This is a genomic window from Paenibacillus tritici, assembly GCF_018207515.1.
Taxonomy (GTDB): domain Bacteria; phylum Bacillota; class Bacilli; order Paenibacillales; family Paenibacillaceae; genus Paenibacillus_AQ; species Paenibacillus_AQ tritici.
Map to the genome: position 1 here is coordinate 6,338,489 of NZ_CP073365.1, position 20,775 is coordinate 6,359,263.

At 54.5% G+C, this 20,775-nt stretch carries 18 protein-coding genes; 2 read left to right on the top strand and 16 right to left on the bottom strand.

Features of this window, described 5'->3' with window-relative positions; genetic code table 11:
* Positions 1-141 precede the first annotated feature (141 nt).
* Complete coding sequence (locus tag KDC22_RS27155; RefSeq protein ID WP_211720998.1) at positions 142-972, bottom strand: YhcN/YlaJ family sporulation lipoprotein; 831 nt, start codon at positions 970-972, stop codon at positions 142-144.
* Positions 973-1,154: 182 nt separating this feature from the next.
* Here KDC22_RS27155 and KDC22_RS27160 point away from each other — a divergent pair, with 182 nt between their 5' ends.
* A complete protein-coding gene (locus tag KDC22_RS27160) occupies positions 1,155-2,231 on the top strand; it encodes a glycosyltransferase family 4 protein (RefSeq protein WP_343221811.1) in 1,077 nt (358 codons plus the stop codon).
* Between the two features lie 73 nt (positions 2,232-2,304).
* Here KDC22_RS27160 and KDC22_RS27165 read toward each other — a convergent pair whose 3' ends face one another.
* The 11 genes from KDC22_RS27165 to KDC22_RS27215 all read right to left on the bottom strand — a co-directional run bounded on the left by KDC22_RS27165 (position 2,305) and on the right by KDC22_RS27215 (position 14,129).
* Positions 2,305-3,351: a glycosyltransferase family 4 protein gene (locus KDC22_RS27165; RefSeq protein WP_173131932.1), complete on the bottom strand. Its 1,047-nt coding sequence runs from the start codon at positions 3,349-3,351 to the stop codon at positions 2,305-2,307.
* Positions 3,348-4,070 (bottom strand): glycosyltransferase, encoded by a 723-nt coding sequence (locus tag KDC22_RS27170; RefSeq protein ID WP_173131930.1) that lies wholly within the window; start codon positions 4,068-4,070, stop codon positions 3,348-3,350. Before KDC22_RS27170 ends, KDC22_RS27165 begins: the two co-directional genes overlap by 4 nt.
* A gap of 25 nt (positions 4,071-4,095) precedes the next feature.
* Entirely contained in the window at positions 4,096-4,671 is a 576-nt protein-coding gene (locus KDC22_RS27175; RefSeq protein ID WP_173131927.1) for a class I SAM-dependent methyltransferase, read from the bottom strand.
* A 62-nt stretch (positions 4,672-4,733) separates the two neighbouring features.
* Positions 4,734-5,450 carry a glycosyltransferase gene (locus KDC22_RS27180; RefSeq protein WP_173131924.1) on the bottom strand — a complete coding sequence of 239 codons (717 nt, stop codon included), beginning with the start codon at positions 5,448-5,450 and terminating at the stop codon, positions 4,734-4,736.
* Complete coding sequence (locus KDC22_RS27185; protein ID WP_173131920.1) at positions 5,447-6,448, bottom strand: SDR family oxidoreductase; 1,002 nt, start codon at positions 6,446-6,448, stop codon at positions 5,447-5,449. The genes KDC22_RS27180 and KDC22_RS27185 overlap by 4 nt, the downstream gene beginning before the upstream one ends.
* The gene (locus KDC22_RS27190) at positions 6,445-7,338 is read right to left on the bottom strand and encodes an SDR family oxidoreductase (protein WP_211721000.1); all 894 of its coding nucleotides are present in this window, start codon (positions 7,336-7,338) and stop codon (positions 6,445-6,447) included. The genes KDC22_RS27185 and KDC22_RS27190 overlap by 4 nt, the downstream gene beginning before the upstream one ends.
* Positions 7,335-8,321, bottom strand: a complete 987-nt coding sequence (locus tag KDC22_RS27195; RefSeq protein ID WP_173131913.1) for a polysaccharide biosynthesis protein — start codon at positions 8,319-8,321, stop codon at positions 7,335-7,337. The genes KDC22_RS27190 and KDC22_RS27195 overlap by 4 nt, the downstream gene beginning before the upstream one ends.
* On the bottom strand, positions 8,311-9,405 hold the full coding sequence (wecB, locus tag KDC22_RS27200; protein WP_173131910.1) for a non-hydrolyzing UDP-N-acetylglucosamine 2-epimerase: 1,095 nt from the start codon (positions 9,403-9,405) through the stop codon (positions 8,311-8,313). The genes KDC22_RS27195 and wecB overlap by 11 nt, the downstream gene beginning before the upstream one ends.
* A 667-nt stretch (positions 9,406-10,072) precedes the next feature.
* A complete protein-coding gene (locus KDC22_RS27205) occupies positions 10,073-11,560 on the bottom strand; it encodes a glycosyltransferase (protein ID WP_211721001.1) in 1,488 nt (495 codons plus the stop codon).
* A 305-nt stretch (positions 11,561-11,865) separates the two neighbouring features.
* The gene (locus KDC22_RS27210; RefSeq protein WP_173131904.1) at positions 11,866-12,999 is read right to left on the bottom strand and encodes a CgeB family protein; all 1,134 of its coding nucleotides are present in this window, start codon (positions 12,997-12,999) and stop codon (positions 11,866-11,868) included.
* 32 nt (positions 13,000-13,031) lie between these two features.
* Entirely contained in the window at positions 13,032-14,129 is a 1,098-nt protein-coding gene (locus tag KDC22_RS27215) for a CgeB family protein (protein WP_425516971.1), read from the bottom strand.
* Positions 14,130-14,399: 270 nt separating this feature from the next.
* Between KDC22_RS27215 and KDC22_RS27220 the strand changes: the two genes are divergently transcribed.
* Positions 14,400-15,176: an AAA family ATPase gene (locus tag KDC22_RS27220; protein ID WP_211721003.1), complete on the top strand. Its 777-nt coding sequence runs from the start codon at positions 14,400-14,402 to the stop codon at positions 15,174-15,176.
* Between the two features lie 67 nt (positions 15,177-15,243).
* Here KDC22_RS27220 and KDC22_RS27225 read toward each other — a convergent pair whose 3' ends face one another.
* The 4 genes from KDC22_RS27225 to KDC22_RS27240 form a co-directional block, all read right to left on the bottom strand.
* Positions 15,244-15,417 (bottom strand): aspartyl-phosphate phosphatase Spo0E family protein, encoded by a 174-nt coding sequence (locus tag KDC22_RS27225; protein ID WP_173131895.1) that lies wholly within the window; start codon positions 15,415-15,417, stop codon positions 15,244-15,246.
* A gap of 95 nt (positions 15,418-15,512) precedes the next feature.
* Complete coding sequence (gene wsfD, locus KDC22_RS27230; protein ID WP_211721004.1) at positions 15,513-16,946, bottom strand: glycan biosynthesis hexose transferase WsfD; 1,434 nt, start codon at positions 16,944-16,946, stop codon at positions 15,513-15,515.
* Positions 16,947-16,954: 8 nt separating this feature from the next.
* A complete protein-coding gene (locus KDC22_RS27235; protein ID WP_425517079.1) occupies positions 16,955-18,856 on the bottom strand; it encodes an LTA synthase family protein in 1,902 nt (633 codons plus the stop codon).
* Positions 18,857-19,404: 548 nt separating this feature from the next.
* Positions 19,405-20,742, bottom strand: a complete 1,338-nt coding sequence (locus KDC22_RS27240) for a 5'-deoxyadenosine deaminase (RefSeq protein WP_211721005.1) — start codon at positions 20,740-20,742, stop codon at positions 19,405-19,407.
* Positions 20,743-20,775 lie beyond the last annotated feature (33 nt).

Sequence of the window (20,775 nt, forward strand, 5' to 3'; positions counted from 1 at the left end):
TGCAGGGAGCTGTGGCTTCTTGGCTATTTTGCTGTCCTCACATTTGTTTGTATTGCTTTATGTGTCCATCCATATGCCCGTCAACTGAATAAGCCTCATATTCCTCTGGAATACTAGCGTTATTCAAGGCATAAGGGCTGCTTATTCTCCGCTGCGCGCAGGGAAAATACGTTCGGCCATAATCCGGAACTCATTGGCGAAGCCTTTGAGCGGATGTCCGGCACGGAATTCCCGGGCATAATAATCGGCCCGTTCCACAAAATCCGGGTTCGCTGAGACATAGACGTTATTAACGTAAGTGTTTCCTTTTTGTACCTCTGCGGCAATCTTGTCCTTAACTTCCCCGGTAAGCGTGTCTTTATCGGCCGCAGTCCCATTACCAGGCGTTACGCTGCGTGTTCCGATATTGCCGCCCAGGCTCTCGTCAATGTCGCGCTTCATGTGCCGTCCATCGACCATGTTGCTGCGGGACATAATGCCGTTATTGCCGTTCCCCAGATAATCTCCGGGAGTTGCCGTCCCCGTACCGCCAACGGTCCCAGTGCCCGTCAGATTCTGCGGAATTCCAGCCATCGAACCGCCTGTACCCGTCATCCCGGGAACCCCTGCAGCCGTTCCTCTTCCGGTCCCCATATCGCGGGTATTCCTCGTGTGCACACCACCTGAAGCATTCTCCAGTATTACGGCTACATAAGCACTTCTGCCTACCATGATTACGTTAGCCGAACGGACTTCCGGCATGGCCGCTACACGGTCAGCCAATTCCTTGCTCATCTCCATGCTGCCGAAGTCATTGTCACGCATTCCGTTCTGTACAGAGTTCACGTGGATACGCCCGTCTGCCCCCCGTACATTTTTGGTCTGCATATTACCGTTGTCACTTGCAGAGTTATTGGCACCGCAACCGGTAATACTGATGGCACCAACCAGCAGGGCCGCAGAAACCGACAAACCGAATTTCGATCGCAACATTCATTCATCCCCCATCACAGAATAATTAAGTGCGGCGTAACAACCTTAGCATGGCTCCTGCTCTGCCAAGCTATCCTGAGCAGGATTTGGCAACCCTGCCCCAATTAGTCACGCGCGGGAGAAATCCGGCGTATCTTATAAACAGCAGACTGTGTTTCTCCGCAGGGTTAATGTCAGGAGGGGTGAACTTGAAGGTTTTATTTACGTTCTATGTGCCGAGCGGCGGGGTGGAGACTCTGAACAGGCTGCGGTGTGAGACGCTTCAGAAGAACGGCATCGAATGCCATGTGCTCTATCTCATGCCGGGGTTCGGAAGTCACAATTCGGTAAGCTTCCCGGTGTTCATAGCTCCGCAGGATGAGGATATCAAGGCTGTACTGGATACCCATCATTATGACGCCATTATTGTAACTTCTGATTATATACTGATGGAACGCCTGCGCCGGCTGGGGTATGGCGGCATCCTGATCTACGAGTCACAGGGGCTTGGAACAAGAGACGAGGCCAGGAATCTGATTATAGAATCCGTCCCTTACCTGCAAGCCTTCTGCAATGCCGTGCTGCTTCCTCCGACAGATCATTTACTCGAGCTATTCATCGAAATCTGCCCTTGGCTGCAGCGTTATGTCATTCCGAACCTTGTGGATGTACACACCTTCCGGCATATCCCCGGTGAGAAGCCTGTTGATCCGGTTATTGCCTGGGTCGGGCGGCTGGAACCCAACAAAAACTGGAGTGAATATCTGAAGATTGCCCATGCGCTCCGCAAGCATAAGTCTAATCTTCATCTCTGGATGTTCCATGATCCGGCTCTGGCCTCAGAGGAGCAGAAGGAGAGATTCAATGAAGAACTGTATGCACTTGGACTGGATGACCGCCTGATTGTGTTCACGAATATACCGAATCAGACTATGCCTTTATATTATTCATCCATTGCAGGTTCCGGGGGCTTCCTGCTGTCGAGTTCAGTCACAGAAGGGTTTGGATATGCGGTAGCTGAGGCCGTCTGCTGCTCCTGTCCTGTGCTCAGTACCGATTCGGACGGTGTCCGCTCCTTCATCACCCATAATATAACGGGCAAATTTTACCCCATCGGCAATGTGGAGGCCGCTGTTAACGAAGGTCTGGAGCTGATGGATAACATTCCGCTGCGTGAAGCCATATGCTATCAGGGCCGTCAGCATATGGTCACACATTTTGGATTCGATCAATACGCCCATTCCTTCCGGGAGATGATGAACTCCTTCGCAATCTTTTAACTTATGTATACAAAAGAACCCTTAACCCGATCAGCTAACCGGGGTAGAGGGTTCTTTGTGATTGCTGTGATCCTCATCTTGCGCCTTGTTTGGATACAATATCAAACAGCTCTGTCTGGAAAATCTGCATGCTCCGCTCCCAGGTAAAGCGCTGAGAATCCAGCTCTCCCCTGGCGGCCAGACGACAGCGAAGCTCTTTGTCATCAATAAGAGTCACGATATCCGCAGCCAGACGGTTCTCATGACGGTACGACATCAGGCAGTTATGTCCATGTGCGCAGTATTCAAGGTTCCCCCCTGAATATACTGTAACCAGAGCCGCACCGCAGCGCATGGCTTCAAGCCCCGGCAAGGAGCCGGCGTCATTGGTACTGGAGCTGACAAAAATATCGCTCTCATTATAATGATAAGCCAGCTCCACATCATTCCCGGGTGTCCGAAGCTGATAGCTTCGGGTGCTTAACAGCTCCTGCAGACTCTCTGAGGCAGCGTATTCGGCAGGAGGAACAATGATGTAGATTATAACTTCAGGATGAAGACGCTTGACCCTATCCAGCTGCTCAATCAGGTATTCCTGTTCGCGGTGGCCTGAGAATCCGCCCTCCGGCCGCCGCATGATTGCCGAGATGATAAGCGGTCTGTCTGCCCTGTCGCGCAAATGCGTATTATTGAAATCGGGGTTGACTCCCACCGGAACAATTCTGCCCTTAATGCCGTGATTCATTCTAATGATCTCCTGCTGCCAGCGTGATAGTACAAGCAGATTACGGGTGATGCTATAGGAGGAGAACGACAGATTATTATCCGGCAAAAAGGTTGGCTCATAACATAAGGCCAGCCGGATATGCAGCCCTTTCCCCTGCTGGCTGGCCCGCTCTGCAACCGGCACGGTTGTATAGTAATTGGAGATGATCACATCCCCGTAGGGGAAATCTTCCTCCGACAGCACCGGCCTGGGGGCAGTGATGATCGGGCATTTCATCTCATATTCCACCACACCGTTGCTGGGAATAAGTACAACAACCTTATGGCCCATTATAGCCAGACGGTTAGCCAGCTCGGTCAGCATGCGCTGCGCACCGCCTCTGGATAACGTCAGCGCCGGAAAGGTCAGTCTCATGTGCTTCTCTCCTTTCTCAGCAGCCGGGTCAGATTGCCCCTATGCATGGACTGCACCTGTGCAATTTCCCGGCGCTGCGCTTCGCTGTGCAAGACAGAGCCCATCTCGTTATGCACGCGGTAATCAAGCAAAGGCTCGTCAATATAAGACCATTCAAAATGCGGCAGAATCCGCAGCCACAGGTCATAATCCTGGGTATACAAGAGACTTTCATTAAACAGTCCGATCCTGGAGAAGATCTCCATATCACACAGAACCGTACTGCCGTTAACCGGACAGCTTGACATCATGGTCTGAATGAAAGCCTGCCTGGTGAAGGCCGGCATCCGGATGATACCGGAGAACCGTTCCCCGAGCGCATTGATATAATAATAAGCCGTATGATTGAAGAAGGTTCCAGAGCTGCGGATGGTCTCCATTTGCCGTCTGATTTTATCGGGATGGAACAGGTCGTCCGCGCTTAACCAGGCAAAATAAGCCCCGCTGGACACCTGGATTCCTCTATTGAGTGCCGAGGCGGTTCCGCCGTTTGGTTTGCGGATATACACCATTTGGTTCTTATATGCTTCCAGCTTCTCCATATAGAGCGTAGAACCGTCATCGACAACAATCAGCTCAATATCCGTATAGCTCTGCGCCAGCACGCTTTCGACCGCCAAATTCACGTAGGGACAATTATAGAACGGAATCACCACCGAGACCTTGGTCTTATGCTCCATGCGCCGGCCTCCTCACTGAGTTCATTTATACTGTCTTGCAGGCAAGCAGAGCATCCAGCGGCGCATGATTCTCGCCGAATGCTTCCCGGAATGAGGGATTCTCGGCATGGTGGAAGCCCTTCAGCACAGTTACAGCATAGCCCAGCTTCAGGAAATCCTCGGGCTCCCAGCCGCTCCAGTGCTTCTGGTAATACTCCCCGTGCAGATTGAAATGGTCCTTTCCTTCCTGCGGGAAGAATCCCCGCGGTGTAAATACAACCACCCGGTTTGCAGCGATAATCTCTGCCTTGCGGAGCAGCTCCATGCCCTCACTCATCGAGAAATGCTCCAGGGAATCAATCAGTGTGACCGCAGAGAAGGTTCCCGGCAGAAACAGCTTATCAATGTGTCCGGCATCGGCATGAACCGGAATGATATGGGGGGACTTGTATTGGCGGTGTAGCAGATAGGGCCGATGGATATCCAGCCCCAGCACCACAGCGGCTTCATACCGCTCCAGCAACGCACCGGTACCGCTGCCGATATCCAGAATACTCTCGGAGAATTTCAGCTGCTCCAGCAGGACCGGCAGGAAGTCTTTCACTTCTATTTCCCGGTACATAGACTCTCCCTCCTAAGCATTAAGCGGCTTGTATATAGGCTATACCTGGCTTTCATGGGCAGCTAGCCGCCCATGGAAGCAATCAAGCCGCTTAGCGGGGCGTGATAACGGGCACTGGTGGCCGCAGCTTCCGCCATGATAACATCATAGTACTTAAGCGTGCCCATACCGTCATGCCGGCGGTAGGCAGTCAAGGACTGGTTCAGCATCACCGGTGCGTAACCGTTCAGAATGGCCCGGTACCACAGATCATAATCATGGGTATACGGAAGGGCTTCATCAAACAACCCGATGGCGCCGAATATCTCCCGCTTGAACATCACCGTACATCCGTTGATAGGGTTGCCGTGCAGGAAGCAGCGCAAATAGTCAAGCTGGTTATGAAACACAGCCGCCGCATTCAGCTCAACAACCTGCGAGTTTCCATTAATGAAGTTGAAATTAGTGTAGGTGATCAGCAAACGGTTCTGTTCCATGAACAGAACCTGGTTATTGATCTTGTCATGGTAGAACATATCATCCGAGCTGAGCCAGACAACATAATCTCCCGAAGCATGGGCAATCCCGTGATTGAGCGCGGAAGCAGTGCCACCGTTGGCTTTGCCCAGATAGTGGATATGGGGCAGGTAAGGGATTATCCGCTCTGTATGCATCGTTGAACCGTCATCCACCACGATAATCTCATAAGGCCGCCAGGATTGAGCCAGGGCGCTTTGCAGCGCCTGCTCAATATAAGGACAATTATAAAAAGGAATCACTACGGATACTCTGGGCTTCATAACAACCTTCCTTCCTCACCGGCCCTTGTATAGCCGATAATATCCGCCAGTGACCGGTCAAGCCCAATCTCCGGCTTCCAGCCGGGAATGGCAGCATAGTCTTCCGGTTCCACAGGCGGCACCTCTTTACCAGCAGATTCAAACGGAGGCTTCACCGGAACGGCAGATGCCGGGGAGTCCTTCCCCCGGCTGTGCTGCTCCTGATCCGGTCCCCAGTCCATCATAACCGGAGCTGCAGCATGAGCCAGCAGCTTCGCGGCAATATCCCCAAGCTCCCGCTGGGCTCCGGAGTCGATACGGTAGACCTTACCCGTCTCTCCCGAATCCAGAATGAAGCCATAAGCCCGAACCGCATCCCGCACATCCAGGAAGTCACGCAGCGTATGGCGCGAGGAGAGCCTGAATGCTGCAGGAGGCGCCTCTCCGGCTGACGCAGCTTCTTCACTGCGCACAATATGGCGTGCCAGGAGGGAACAGAAGCCGGTCGATGGACCGGGACCGATCAGATTCGAGGGCTCCGCCATCAGCACAGGCTGCTTGAAAAGTGTTCCCCAGGCCAGCGATACCAGCTCCTCCAGCGTCTTGCTAAGGCTGTAGGGATGAGGCGGTTCTTCCGTACCCGGTCTGTACTTAAGCCGGGAGCCGGCCACCAGGATACGGCTGGCCGGCTGGAATCGCAGCGCCTCAAGCAAGTATAGGGTAGCCATTACATTGGTCTCCATATAGAGCAGCGGGTCACGCCAGGACTCCGGGACCGAATTCTTCCCTGCCAGGTGCAATACCAGGTCCGGCTTAACTGCTTCAATCATTGCTGCCACAGCCTTGCGGTCCCCAAGATCGCAGACATACCGCCGAACCCCCGCCGGAAAAATACCCGATTCCGCTGTCTTGGAGCGTACTACAGCTGTCACCTCTGCTCCTCCGGCAGCAAAATAAGCCACGGCATGACGGCCGGTAAATCCGGCAGCTCCGGTAATCAGCAGTCTCCGCCCCTTCATATCGGCAGCTCTGAGCGGGTCGGTATCTCTGAGCGGGCCGGTATCTCTGAGCTGGCAGGTATCTCTGAGCTGTACATAAAATCGGCCAGCTCCCTAAGCATCTGGGGATAGGAAGGCAGCTTTATAGTCACATCGCTTCTGGTACTGACCAGCGTCCGGTCCTGAACCGGATTCTGCTGCGGAAAGATCTCGACATCCTCCTTATGAAATGCAGCCTGCATCATCTGCAGCAGCTCATATTTGCTTACCGGCTGCGGATGGGCCAGATGTATCAGCCCCGAGAGATCGGAGCCAAGCAAGGAATCGACGGCTCTCGCCAGTTCCAGTGTGGTGACTCCATTCCACATCACATGTTCATACCCGGCCACCCGGCCCTTCTGGGCCAGGAACCATTCCATCAGTCCGATCCCGCCGGAGCGGATCTCGGGCCCGATGATTGAGGTGCGGATTGTCAGATGTCCGGGGTCCCGCACTTCTCCAAGACTCTTGGTAAGCGCATAGACCGATGTGCCGTCAGCAGGGTCATCCTCCGTGTAGCTTCCGCGCGTTCCTTCGAATACACAATCAGAGCTGATGTGAATGAGCCGGGCACGGATCTGGTCTGCCACCCGCCGCAGACGATGGGGCAGGAATCCGTTGACATGATACGCACCGATCCGGTCACGTTCGGCAAATTGATTGAGTACCCCCATTGCATTAATGATGCAATGGGGGGAGACGATTTCGACCAGCTTCTCTACGCCGGCAATGTCATCGGCATCTATATACAACCCTCCAAGATCGTTCTTATCCCGGGTTGTGTGGAAGATGTGATGCTTGCCCTGGCGGCGGAAGTATTCCGCCAGCATGTGACCCGCCATACCATTTCCGCCGAGGATAAGGAGTTTCACTGGAGGAACCCTCCCCGCACCAGGATATCCCTGATTTCCGACTGCTGCATCAGGTTATCCTCCGAGCTGAAGCTATTGAAGGACACATGGGGGAAATGGCGGTAATGCTCTTTCAGCTCCGGCATATCCAGGGTTGGCAGAATAACCAGATACTGTTCATCATAGACCACCGTAGTCAGACTCTCGAAGTCACTCATGAGAATCTCGTGGATTTTCTCACCCGGCCGGATGCCTGCCTCGATCATGGTGACATCTCTTCGGCCGGAAGCCTCGATCAGCACCTCGGCCAAATCCACGATCCGGCAGGTCGGCATGGTCATGACGAAGATCTCGCCGCCGAGACTGACCTCGGAAGCCTTGAACAGCAGAGTAATGGCGTCGCGCAGCGTGAAGAAGAACCGGGTCATATTCATGTCCGTGATCCGCACCTGTCCCTTGTCCTGGATCTGCTTCATGAACAGATGGACGACACTGCCGTTCGTTCCCAGCACATTGCCGCCGCGCACCGTGACAAAGCGGGTCCCCGAACCGATCAGGTTGGCGTATACGAACAGCTTCTCACCGATGGCTTTGGTCATGCCGTAGAAGTTCGACGGATTGGCAGCTTTGTCGGTGGAGATGTAGATCGCTTTTTCCACATTATTGGCAATTGCCGCTTCAATCACATTCTGCGTGCCGACTACATTGGTCTTCAGCGCCTCGTACGGCTGGTCTTCGCAGACTGGAACATGCTTGAGCGCCGCCAGGTGGAACACATAATCCACACCGCGGCATGCCGCTACCAGGGCATCCTTGTCACGGATATCGCCGATGATGAAGCTGAGGCGCTTATCTTCAAATTCACGGCTCATGGCTACCTGTGCAGACTCGCTGCGGGAGAATACGATGATTTCTTTGGGATGCTGCGGCAGCAGTTGCCGGATAAGCTCATGCCCCCAGGAACCGGTACCGCCTGTAACCAGAATCCGTTTATTATTGAACATGCAGGTTCCCTCCAAGCAGAAATTTAACTACTTTGACCGAGACACCTTGGGCAAGATACCCTTCCGGCGCCTCCCAATCGGGCTTAAGCGACGTCATCAGCACGGTACAGCGCAGAATACTGTTCTGTTCTACCCCGGACACTACATTACTTCCGCAATCAACGGTCTCCGGACGTTCTGTGGTCCGGCGGATCGTCACCGTAGGCACCCCCATCAGGCAGCACTCCTCCTGAACGGTACCGCTGTCCGTAATGGCGCATAGGGCATAACGTTCCAAATGGACGAAATCAAAAAATCCGAAAGGCTCATGAAACTCCACCAGCGGGTTCATCGTCAGCGGGAACTGCTCCGTAAGCTTGGAGCGTGTACGGGGATGAATGCTGCAGATCAGGCGGAGTCCCAAGTGTTCCGCCACCAGGTTCAGGCCAGACATAATCTGGAGCAGCGACTGCGGATCATCGACATTCTCGGCCCGGTGGGCCGTCACCAGCAGATAGCGGCCTGCTTCAAGCTTCAGCCGGGACAAAATGTTGCTGGACGCGATTTGCTCCTCATAATGTGTAATGACCTCATGGATGGGATTGCCGGTTAACACGATACGCTGGCTGGGGAACCCTTCGCTGAGCAGATGTCTTTTACTCTGCTGGGTATAGGGCATATTTATGGTCGAGACGGCATCTATGACACGGCGGTTTTTCTCCTCCGGCACTTTCAGATCGTAACAGCGGTTGCCTGCTTCCATGTGCACCACAGGAATGCCCATCCGCTCGGCAAGAATGGCACACAGCGCACTGTTGGTGTCGCCCAGCAGCAGAATACGGTCCGGCTTCTCCTGAAGCAGGATACTCTCCAGGCTTCCGAACATGGCGGCCAGCTGGCCCCCGAGTCCGGCCTGCTTATCCTGGAGCACATAGTCCGGTGCACGGAGCCCCAGCTCGGCGAAGAATACCCCGCTGAGGCTGGCTGTGAAATTCTGACCCGTATGCACCAGTACATGCCGCTCCGCATACCGGTCAAGCAGCGGAATGATAACACTGAGGCGGATGATCTCGGGCCGTGTGCCCAAAATCGTCATGATCTTCATGGGTTCACTCCCCTTTGATTATGACCTGCCCTTATGGTAGGGCAGGCGGTTCTGTCCGAGCTGGCGGCCGGACCGGCGCGTCGGCGGTGAAGGAGCGGCCCGCCGAAAGCGGCGGATTCAGAGGGATTTATACCTCTGATTCGCGCGGTTCCGGCGGAGGCGGCAGATTCAGAGGGATTTATACCTCTGATTGGCGCGGTTCCGGCGGAGGCGGCGGGTTCAGAGGGATTTATACCTCTGATTAGCACGGTTCCGGCGGGGGCGGCGGGTTCAGAGGGATTTATACCTCTGATTCGCGCGGTTCCGGCGGGAGCAGCGGGTTCAGAGGGATTTATACCTCTGAATCGTGCGGTTCCGGCGGAGGCGGCGGGTTCAGAGGGATTTATACCTCTGATTGGCGCGGTTCCGGCGGAGGCGGCGGGTTCAGAGGGATTTATACCTCTGATTAGCACGGTTCCGGCGGAGGCGGCGGGTTCAGAGGGATTTATACCTCTGATTAGCACGGTTCCGGCGGGGGCGGCGGGTTCAGAGGGATTTATACCTCTGATTCGCGCGGTTCCGGCGGGAGCAGCGGGTTCAGAGGGATTTATACCTCTGATTCGTGCGGTTCCGGCGGGGGCTGGCGCAGCGCCGGCAAAACGCCGGTCCGCGGCATCCCCCGCGGACCTCAGCCCGCCTTGCGCCGCCGCTTGCTCCGGCGGCCCGCTGCCTGGCCCGCGCGGCGCTTCTTGCCGCCGCCGCTGGCCCTCCGGCGCGCGGAGCCTGCCGCGCGCTTCTTACGGCCCGTGCGCGCACCGGCACGGGCACGGGAAGCGGCGCGGCGCAGCCTGCCGCGCCGGAGCTTCGCGGCCCGCAGCCGTGCGGCGCGGCGCCCGGGCCGTTCCCGCGGCGGCTCTGCCGCGGGGGGGCCTCCGCCCGCAGGCGCGGCGGGCGGACCTCCTGGCCCGCCGATGATCTGCGGCGGGTTCAGGCAGAAGCGGAGATGCCATCTCTCCGCTAAGCCCTGCAGGCGGGCGCGGTAAGCCGCCGGGCCGTAGACGGCCTCGATGCGTTCCCGCGCCTGGCTGCCGATGCCGGCCGCCAGGGCCTGATCGGCCAGCAGAGCGTTCACCCGCTCTGCCAGCGCTCCGATGTCTCCTGCGGGTACGAGCAGATCACCGCAGCCAGCAGCGTCCAGAATCTCCCGCAGGCCGCCGGAATCATACGCGACCACCGGCTTGCTGAAGGCGTAGCCCTCCAGCGCCGTCATGCCGAAGCCTTCACGGATCAGGCTGGGCACGACCAGCAGATCCATAGCGCAATAGGCAGCCGGGAGACATTCCTCGTACCCGACAAATCGGAACCGCGAGGTCAGACCCTCCAGCTTCACCTTGCGGACACAGCGCTCATAGTAGCTTTTATCCCCGGGAGTCCCCACTACAAGGTAGCGGGCAGCCGGATGCTGCTGATGAACCAGTACGGCCATCTTAACGAAATGCTCCAGGCCTTTCTCCTTATTAATGAAGGAAGAGACGTAACCGATCAGCGGTTCGCCCGGAGCGATCTTCAGCTCACTCCGCCGTTCTCCCCTCAGCTTGCTCCAGGCTCCGAACATCATTTCTGCGTCATCCCAGGAGGGAGGAAGCTGGGCCACCTTACCCTCACGGATATCCTCCGGGAAACAAGCTGCCGCCGTCTGCGAAATGGCCAGGATCTCATCGCTGTTGCTCTGGATCAGTTCTACGCTGATCGGGGTGAACTCGTTGTCTGTAATGGTCTCTGAGATCTTCCATATTACTGGTATACCAAGTGATTTCGCGGCCAATGGCGGCAAGGCATGCACACAGGTACTGGTAATTACAAAAGACGGACAGACCTCCGCAAGCCAGGCACACAGCTCATGATACTCCCGGCCCTCCTGTAGCTTGCGGATATCTGCCGGGAGACCTGCGTACGGGGTATACACTCCATAGACCAGTGGAATAGGCATCAGCCGGACATGGAGTCCATAGCTCCGGGCCAGGCGGGTGAGCTTCCCCTCCTGCGGAGCTACAAGGATACAATTGAAGTAAGGTGACAGCTCCCGGCTGAAGAACAATAGCAGCTTCTCCGCACCCGTTATACTGCGTGTATTGGAAACATGGGAAAAGAGGACGATTGTAGCTTTGTCGGCCATGGTGTCTCGGCGCTCCCCTGCGAGGGGCTGTGGAGCAGCCATTCACCTCCCTAAAAGTTTTACGAAGCTTAGCATCAGAGCATTTACATCGCAGTAAAACTCACTTCGGAAGCATAAACTTAAGTTTTACGAAGCTTAGCATCAAGGCATTTACATCGCAGTAAAACTCACTTCGGCATTTGCGTACAGGCTAACATCACTGCCCGGTACTCCAGTATATTGAGGGGGCACAGATGCCGGCACGACACCTGTCCCCTGTGATACGCACATTTTTGGAACAGCCTAACAGGACATTCCCCGCCGCATTACCCGTAAATAACACTAAGCAGCTGATTCAGGCGTTTGGTGTACGTGTGATCCTTCAGCGTCCGTTCAAAAGCGCGCAGCGCCATGTCCCGGCGTTCCTCTTCATGAGTCAGGTAATACTGGATTTTGTCCATCAGCTCCCGGGGGCTGGAGAAGGTATCTACTTCTTCCCCGACCTTGTAGAATGAACCCAGATCACCCCGGGCATCGCTGAGCTGGAGCGTACCGCTGGCAGCAATTTCGAATGTGCGCGGATTCGGCGATAGGGCCGGAATATACAGTGTGTTATTGTTGACGACCTCGTCAATGTGCGAACGGTGGAGGTTGATGACAATTTTCGAGCCGCTGTAAGTGACGGCCGTCTCCTGCGGAGACATCCACTTGCCAATCTCAATCCGGTCGCCATAGAGCGGGGCTTCAGGCAACCGGTCCCACCAGATTCCGTTAATGACCGTGTTATAGCTCATCAGCTCCGGCATAATTTCACGGAAGAAATTAATCCGGTTCCAGTAAGCCGACCCGATGAAGCTGACATCACGGCAGACCGGCGATCTTCCGGTTGTCGGACGGTAATGTTCACGGTGCGCGGCAAAGGGAAGATAATGAACCTCCGTGCAGCCAAGACCGCGGTAGAACTCCACGCAATTAAGCTCCAGGGTGAATACATAGTCATAGTGGGCAACGATTTTCATCGTAAAATCGGTGTAATACGGATCATCCGTGAGCCATATCGCAGTCTTGATGCCCCGGCCGCGCAGAACGGACACCTGCTCCAGCGGCAAATCCAGACCATCCAGCACCAGCACCAGATCAGGACACTGGGCGGAAGCCAGCTCCACCAGATTCTGGCGTACATCGGTAATGGTCACATGAGCCGTTAATCTTTGCAGTGCGCAGAGCACCGCATCATCCAGCGGAGAATACGGATACCCTTTACCCGAAGCCACATACATCACATGGAGATTGCGTACCGGATACGGTTCCTCCGGACGTCCGTCCAGCATCGCCAGACGGCCCCGCAGATAACCTTCATCGTATCCGCTCCTGAAGCCGGTCAGGCGGCCCCGCAGCTTCTCCTCCTCGGCAGGGGTCCTCGGCAGCGGCGGTGTTGGCATGATAAATTGATTATTCATGAGTATTCGCTCCTTTTGATTCATATTGAAATTCACCCTCTTGAAGTAAGAACACCCAGTAAGTGAGGCAGACGCGAAGTAAAGGTATGACGGCGAAGGGTAGTCTGTAATCCCCGCAGCGCATACATACGGCGCTCCTTCTCGTGCTTCAGGTAATAGTCAATTTTGCGCTTCAGCTCATCGGCAGAAGCAAAGGTCTCCAGATCACGGCCCGGCGTATAATGGCTCTCCAGATCCTCACGGACATCCGTCAGCTGCATCGTTCCGCAAGCACTGATCTCGTAGGTCCTGGGGTTAATCGAGAGGGAGGGAAGCTGGAACGTATTCCGGTTGTCCTGCCCTCCCTCCCAGGGACGGTGGATATTGATGACCAGCTTGGCGCCGCTGTAATAATTGGCTGTCTCTTCCGGAGGAATGAAGCCGTCTTTGATGAAGGAAGACAGCTCCTCGAAGTTGTTCAGCCGCTCCCAGAATCCCCCGGCAATCAGTACCTTCTTCCCCCGCAGAAACGGAGTGAGTTCATCGAACAGCTTCGTCCGGTTGCGGAAGGCATTGCCGATAAACACCACATCATAGTGATACTGCGGTCCGGTATGGCGCGGATAGAACATCTGGGGATTGACGCACAGCGGAAGGTAATGCACAGACGCCGTACCCAGTGAACGGTAGAACTCCACACAGCCCAGTTCATGCGTAAACACATAATCATAGTGCCGGCAGATCACCGAAGTGTCCTCGGTAAAATACGGATCATCCACAAACCAGATCGCTGCCGGAATACCCAGCTTCCTGATTTCCGTAATTTGTTCCAGATGATTCGCCGGAAACACATGCAGCCCGTTCATCACCAGCACCGCTCCCGGCGATTCGCGCGATGCTACCTCCAGCATGGTGTCCGGAGGACAGATGATCAGTTCGCTTACCAGCAGCCGCAGCGCTGCTGCCACTCCCGCGTCGATCGCCTGAAATCCCTGGGGAACATACATCAGCTTAAATGGCTGGCATGCTCCCACTTCCGGAGTATTCAGGCGCTTCACGGCTTCGCACAAGCCGAGCTGGTATCCTTCCAGATATCCCTCCCGGTAATCCTGAGGATGCTCGCCTCTCTTTTTTGTTTTCACGGCCTTCACCCTGCCCCGTTATATTCTCAAGACAGTAGTACTATATGCGGAGTCAGCATCCGCCTCATGGACATCTGTCTGTATCGCTGCGAAATTGGCATATGCCCCGGGGCATTCGCCTGCTTGGCCCGAACACTTGCCGAATCCATCCACTTTCTTCCCCAAAGTGAGGCTACACTCCGAAGCTCATCCAAGTACTTTGCGGGGACCCCATAAATCATTTACAATCGGAGGGACAAGCCTTTGCGGGAGAAGATTCTACTAAGGAGGAATTGAGAAATGAGTTCAATCTATGGTCCGATGCTGTATCTCCGTCATGTGGAGCTGCTGCGCGCACTGGTCCCTTCCTTCGGGAGCTATCCGTTTAATCTGCCGGTGGTGCGTGCTTTGGAACGGCTTGCTTTTCAGAAACAGGTTACTTTTCTGGTAGGGGAGAACGGAAGCGGAAAGTCTACCTTGCTGGAGGGAATTGCTGCGGCCTGGGGGTTCAATCCGGAAGGGGGGACGCTGAATTTCTCGTTTAATACCCGTGCCTCGCATTCCAATCTCTATGAATATTTGCGGATTGCCAAAGGGGTGAAGCGGCCGAAGGACGGCTTTTTCCTGCGTGCGGAGAGTTACTACAATGTGGCTTCTTATATCGATGAGCTGGATGAGGAGCCGGGCATGGGGAACCGGATTAAAGACTCCTATGGAGGGAGCTCGCTGCATGAGCAGTCTCATGGAGAATCCTTCTTCTCGACGTTCGTCCACCGTTTCGGCGGACAGGGGATCTATATTCTGGACGAGCCGGAGGCGGCCTTGTCTCCCTTACGTCAAATGTCGCTGCTGGCGCGGATGTATGAGCTGGCTGAGCAGAACTCCCAGTTCATCATCGCTACCCACTCGCCGATTCTGATGTCCTATCCGGGTGCGGAGATTCTCCTGCTGGAGGGAGAACACATTACACCTGTTGCGCTGGAAGACACGGACCATTACGCGGTTACCCGCGCCTTCATGACCGACCGGCAGAAGATGCTCCGTGAGCTGCTGGGCGATGAGTTCGATCCCGTATAAAAAAAGACACCCCGCGGTGTTAACCGTCAAAGTGTCTCTTGTATTGGCATAGCTGCTCAGTAATTCTCTAATAAAGCTGGTCATCCTTCTCTGTATGACAATCACTGTATTCATTCAGAAGCGCATCCAGCTTCACCGATTGGCGGAGCACCCGGACATCCTGCATCCCGTACTCCAAGGCCAGTTTGTTCAGTTCCTGTCTTGCCTGTTCAATCTTATCCTTATATTCGTCATTACCCATAGCGGCCCCCTTATAGGATGAGGCTGTATCAAGCCATTTCCACTCTTTTACTAAAGTTCCAAACACATTGTATTCTATAATCCGCAACGGGTCAATTAACGCTTTGCCCGGGCAGCAGATTTCAGAACTACGGTCAGCTTGTGCAGGATCCAGCCAAACATGGCCACCGCCATCATATCGAAGCAGACATTGAACAGGAACAGGTGCTTGCCGATATCCGCCCGCCCGTCACCGAGGATCGGTACCAGGAACGAGAACAGCCCGATCAGCCCCAGCAGCATCATCAATTCTCCGGCAATCCGCCCGGCAATCTCTCTGCTGCGGAAGTACTGGAACAGTACTCCGCCATAATACACCAGATAGAACACGACCAGGAACCCAAGGGAATGAGGCAGATGCTTGTTCTTGAGCTCGCTCCATCCGCTGTACATACCCGCTACCGCGCCTGGAGGCTTGCCCTCGCTTTTCTCATAGCTTCCTAGATAATAGGGGCGGATGGACATGCTGTTCTCAGCAGCATACTGCATATTATCTATTAATCTGCCAGGATGCTTCATATAAAAGAAAAGTACGTCCTTATGCGACACACGGTCATAGAAATCCGGCGTAAGCGAAGGATCATCCTGTTTGATCACCGTATCTGTCTGGAAATAATTCGTTCCCGCCAGTACCTCCAGCCGCTCCGGCAATCCCAGATCTTGCAGATCTCCGCGCACATCCGGCGATTCATTCAGAATTCCAAAAAACACGGTCTGGTACAAATTGATATGCTTAAGCTCCTTCGGCGCCGCCACATACATGACTACGGATACCAGCGCCGTGGCCACCCCAAGGCTAAGCGCAAGCTTACGCCAACTGCCTGTCCCGTTCAGGGTCCGCAGACGCAGGAAGATCAGCGCAAAGGCGAGACCGACCGGTGCATTCTGGATTTTGGAGCAGATCAGGAACAGCACGGCAATGAAGAACAGCGTCAGCCCTTTGGGTGTTGGCCGTTCTTGCCCTGTAAGTCTCAGTCCCAAGGCGAACGTAAGCAGCATGAAGACCATGGATACCGGTTCGCCATACAGTGAATTGAAATAAGCCAGATATCCGATATCGTAGAATACAAACAGCATTGCCGCACCGAGAAGCAGTCCTGTGGTATAGGAGGCCTTCGCCCCCAGCTTAACAATCATCCACGTGGCAGCCAGCAGCAGCAGCGCATATACAGCGCCCAGTATACGAATATCGAAATAACTGCCATGGACCAGCCCCGCAAGCAGTCTTGGGATCAGCACGACAAGAATCTGCGAGGACGGATAGAAGCCGCTGAACAGATTGTCATAGGAGAAGCTGGAATGACTGAAGCTGAAAAAGCGGTCGGCATAGCTCTCCGCAGCCTCATAATAGTTCAGTCCGATCGTATTCATCATCCGCAGGAAATCGCCGTTGTCGGCCACTCCGATGAAAGGCTTCATGAACAGCAGGTAGATGATCAGTACACCGCCTGCCAGGGTAATGAGATATTCTGATTTTAATAGTCTTTTCATAAGTTCTCCTAACGCTGCGGAAGCAGCTTCACATATTCATCCGAGTAGCCCATCAGCTTCAGAATATAGTCATAATCGCTCTGATACTTATTGAAATCCGCCACCGGCTCATGCGTATCCAGCGAGATGGCTTCTCCGTCCTCGAAGCTTTTGCCAGGCACGAACATGACTTCATTGTTGAAAAAGGAGCCTGTCGGCAAATAATACCGCATGCCTACCACATTCTGGTCAATATTCAGCAGATCATGCCCGAATGCCGTGAACCCTTCGTCCTTCAGCGATACCCCCAGCAGATTAGCCACGGTAGGAAGCACATCCAGCTGTCCGCCGGTCTGCTCCACAACCTGTCCCTGCTTCATGCCGGGCGCATGAATAATGAGCGGAATGTTGAACCGGCTAATCCGGTTATCATACTTGATTCCTAGCGCCCCCTCCACCTGCTCCTCCGGGACATCCTTCGGCTGCAGGCCGAAATGGTCGCCGTACAGCACAAGCACCGTATCCTCCCACATGCCCTGCCGCTTCAATCCGTCAATCAGCGTACCTATCGCATAATCCGTATAATTCACCGCAGTCAGATAATCGCCCAGCATCGTATCCTGGAGCTTGTCCGGCATCTGAATTCTCCGGAAGCTGTCCGGCACCTTGAACGGATGATGGCTGGAGGCGGTCACGAGCTGCGCATAAAAAGGCGTCCCCTTCTTCTCCAGCTGGGCCAGCTTCTCCACAGCGGTAGCATACAGCTGCTCATCGGAAGCACCGAAGGAATTGAACTGGTCATTCTTAAAGTAACCTTTATCATAATACCCGTTGAAGCCAAGCGCCGGATACAGCTCATTGCGGTTCCAGAAGCCCACCTTGTTCACATGAAAAGTGTAAGCCTCATAGCCCTTATCCCGTAGCAGACGCGGCAGGCTGGGCAGCTCACGGTCTCCGAAGCCTGTTGACATCGCCAGGGTGGCAATCGGATAAACCGAGGTGTTGCTTATGAATTCCGCATCCGAGGTATTGCCCGGGCCGACCTGCTGGAAGACATGCGGGAAATAGAAGCCCTCATCAGCCAGACCGTTCATCACCGGTGTCAGCTCTTGCCCGTCCAGCGACTGATGCAGCGGGAAATTTTGAAATGCCTCCAGTTGGATGACGATCACATTTTTACCCTTTTGCGATCCAAAATGTTCCGGCAGTCCGCCTGCAATATCCTTGTATGGATAAGTAGCCTCCAGTGCCTGCACCTTGGCTATGGTTTCAGCAATATCACCGGTCCCGATCAGGCCGCTATCCTCTTGGGCTTTGATCGCCGCGACCACCTCATAATTCAGGAATCCGGCGCTTTCCGCCTGAACCAGCTCGTTGGTGATTCCCCGGGCAGAATCTATGGAATAAGCCGACAGCGAACCGCCGCCGATAATAGCCACCAGCAGCACCACCAGATAGACTCTCCGGGCTCTGCGTGAAGGCTGACTGCCAGGCTGCTGCTGTACGGGACCCTTCTTCCATCTGCGGAAGAGCAAATAGCTAATCATAATCATCAGATCGGCCAAAAACAGATAATCAATCATTTCAATCGTGGATTCCACGCTTTCTTTGACCTGGAATACCTGATGCAGCTCATAGAGCGCCAGATAGGTCGGCACCGAGCCGAAGTGGTTGAAGTACACACTGGCCCCGAACAGCAGTAGTGACAATAGGCCGTTGAAGCTCCAGAAGACAGCCTTTTTCATCCTCCCGGGCGTAATGACGGCCAGCACTCCCAGAATCAGCAGCACCGGCGCGATATCCGCAGCAATCCATTCCCAGGCAATCCGGTCAAAGAACAGCCCTCTCAGCAGCAGCAGCTTCAGCCAGATCAGTCCCGCTACTATATAGAAATGAAACTGCACGGACGCAGGTTTCTTATCGTTCATCATCATCCGATCTCCTCATGCTCTCTTTATTGAAGGTCTGTGTAAACTCTATTGCATTTCTCTGTAAAAGTTCAGATTTCTCTAGTATAACAATACTTGAAATAGTTATCAAAACTGGGTCCTGCCCCAAGTGAATAAGGGTGCTTCCGCGCAGCCGCGTTATTTTGTGAATCTGCTAATTTAAAATCCTGACTATAATACAACATTCCCCTGTTTATTTCGGCTCCATTTCAAAACTGTTGCCCAAAAGTCAGCAATCCTCTCCTCCAAGAGGGTTAGCGGGGACAATTGTTGCAATTTGTGCAACAAGCCTTACGGACACATGGCATCTTGGAATTCAAGCTGCAAAAAGTACAATATCTCCACTGACGTAGCGTGTATAAACAAAAAATCAATAAAAAAACAGAGGACCGGAGTCCCCTGCGTAGTATATAGCTTGACCGGATAGTCGCCCACTCCAACCGATCCTAATTCGGTGAATATTTAGATCTCCAGCCGCCAGGTTACGGATTCTCCAACAGCCTAATTTTAATAAACAGAAGTGCCACCCGTTACCCCAGCGGGGTGTTCACCAGCAGTCTTTTAATGGAACGGTTGGCTTCATGAAGCACGACTTCCTTATCGACGGTCTTCAAGAGGCCCTTAAGCATGAGAAGCTCACCATCCACAATGGTCGTCTCCACATCGGCACGGGTGGCGGAGTAGACGATCCGCGAGACCGGGTCCACATCATAGGAAGGAAACGTGTGAAAATTGCAGAGGTTGAGAATCGCCAGATCCGCTTTTTTGCCGACTTCGATGCTGCCGATCTGATCTTCCATGCCTACCGCCTTCGCTCCGCCGATCGTTGCCATCCGGAATACGCTCCGGGCATCCATCGTAGTCGGGCCATGCAGCGGTTTCTGGATGACTGCCGCCAGGCGCATCTCGTTGAACATATCCAGGTTATTATTGCAGGGGGCACCATCTGCGCCAAGACTGAGGTGAATATGATCCTGCAGCATCCCCGGAGTATCGGCGATGCCGGAAGCCAGCTTGAGATTAGAACCCGGGCAGTGACTGACATGAACACCACGGTCCCGCAGAATCCGCTTCTCTTCCGCATCGAGCCAGACGCAATGGGCCAGAATCAGACGCTCGTTAGCCAGCCCCAGGTGATCCAGATAGACCACATTGCGCATACCGGTCATCGCCTGGACAATCTCAATCTCGCCCAGGTTCTCGGAAGCATGAGTGTGTACTTTGACCCCGTAACGCGCCGAGAGATTACGCACCTCCTTCAGCAGCGGCTCCGTGCAGGAAATGACAAACCGCGGGGAGAACGCATACTGAATCCGCCCGTTCCCGTATCCGTTCCACTTCTCCAGCAGATCCACGCTCTCCTGAAGGGACACCGCCGTCTCCTCCTGGAGGGCCGCCGGGACGTCCGGGTTCTTCTGATCCATCATCACCTTACCCGACAAAGCGCGGATACCGCTCTTCGCAATCGCCTGAAAAGCATAATCCGTATGGTGTACCGTCTCCATATCCACGATGGTCGTTGTTCCGCTTGTAATTAACTCACCAATGCCGAGCATGGCGGAATAATACAGCGACTCTTCATCATGCGCCGCCTCCAGCGGCCAGATCCGCTTGCGCAGCCAGTCCATCAGCTCGAGGTCATCGCCTTTGCCGCGGAACAGCGTCTGGCACAGATGAATATGGGTCTGCACGAAACCGGGGATAACCGTCCGGTTCCTCGCATCCAGCACCGTCTCCTCCCCCTGCACCTCAAGGCCGCTGCCGATCTCCACAATGAGGTTATCCCGGATACGGATATCCCCGTGTATAATGTCCTCCTCCTTATTCATCGTTATGATCTCTGCTTGCTTGATCAGGATGTTCGCCATGGTCTTCTCCCCCTAGTCTGGTTGATATCCGGC

Coding starts and splice junctions, on each gene's coding strand:
- KDC22_RS27240 (WP_211721005.1), bottom strand. CDS start 20,742: ATGGCGAACATCCTGATCAAGCAAGCAGAGATCATAACGATGAATAAG.
- KDC22_RS27175 (WP_173131927.1), bottom strand. CDS start 4,671: ATGTACCGGGAAATAGAAGTGAAAGACTTCCTGCCGGTCCTGCTGGAG.
- KDC22_RS27225 (WP_173131895.1), bottom strand. CDS start 15,417: ATGGGTAATGACGAATATAAGGATAAGATTGAACAGGCAAGACAGGAA.
- KDC22_RS27220 (WP_211721003.1), top strand. CDS start 14,400: ATGAGTTCAATCTATGGTCCGATGCTGTATCTCCGTCATGTGGAGCTG.
- KDC22_RS27185 (WP_173131920.1), bottom strand. CDS start 6,448: ATGAAGGGGCGGAGACTGCTGATTACCGGAGCTGCCGGATTTACCGGC.
- KDC22_RS27170 (WP_173131930.1), bottom strand. CDS start 4,070: ATGGAGCATAAGACCAAGGTCTCGGTGGTGATTCCGTTCTATAATTGT.
- KDC22_RS27195 (WP_173131913.1), bottom strand. CDS start 8,321: ATGTTCAATAATAAACGGATTCTGGTTACAGGCGGTACCGGTTCCTGG.
- KDC22_RS27155 (WP_211720998.1), bottom strand. CDS start 972: ATGTTGCGATCGAAATTCGGTTTGTCGGTTTCTGCGGCCCTGCTGGTT.
- KDC22_RS27180 (WP_173131924.1), bottom strand. CDS start 5,450: ATGAAGCCCAGAGTATCCGTAGTGATTCCTTTTTATAATTGTCCTTAT.
- KDC22_RS27235 (WP_425517079.1), bottom strand. CDS start 18,856: ATGATGAACGATAAGAAACCTGCGTCCGTGCAGTTTCATTTCTATATA.
- KDC22_RS27205 (WP_211721001.1), bottom strand. CDS start 11,560: ATGGCCGACAAAGCTACAATCGTCCTCTTTTCCCATGTTTCCAATACA.
- wsfD (WP_211721004.1), bottom strand. CDS start 16,946: ATGAAAAGACTATTAAAATCAGAATATCTCATTACCCTGGCAGGCGGT.
- KDC22_RS27165 (WP_173131932.1), bottom strand. CDS start 3,351: ATGAGACTGACCTTTCCGGCGCTGACGTTATCCAGAGGCGGTGCGCAG.
- wecB (WP_173131910.1), bottom strand. CDS start 9,405: ATGAAGATCATGACGATTTTGGGCACACGGCCCGAGATCATCCGCCTC.
- KDC22_RS27210 (WP_173131904.1), bottom strand. CDS start 12,999: ATGAATAATCAATTTATCATGCCAACACCGCCGCTGCCGAGGACCCCT.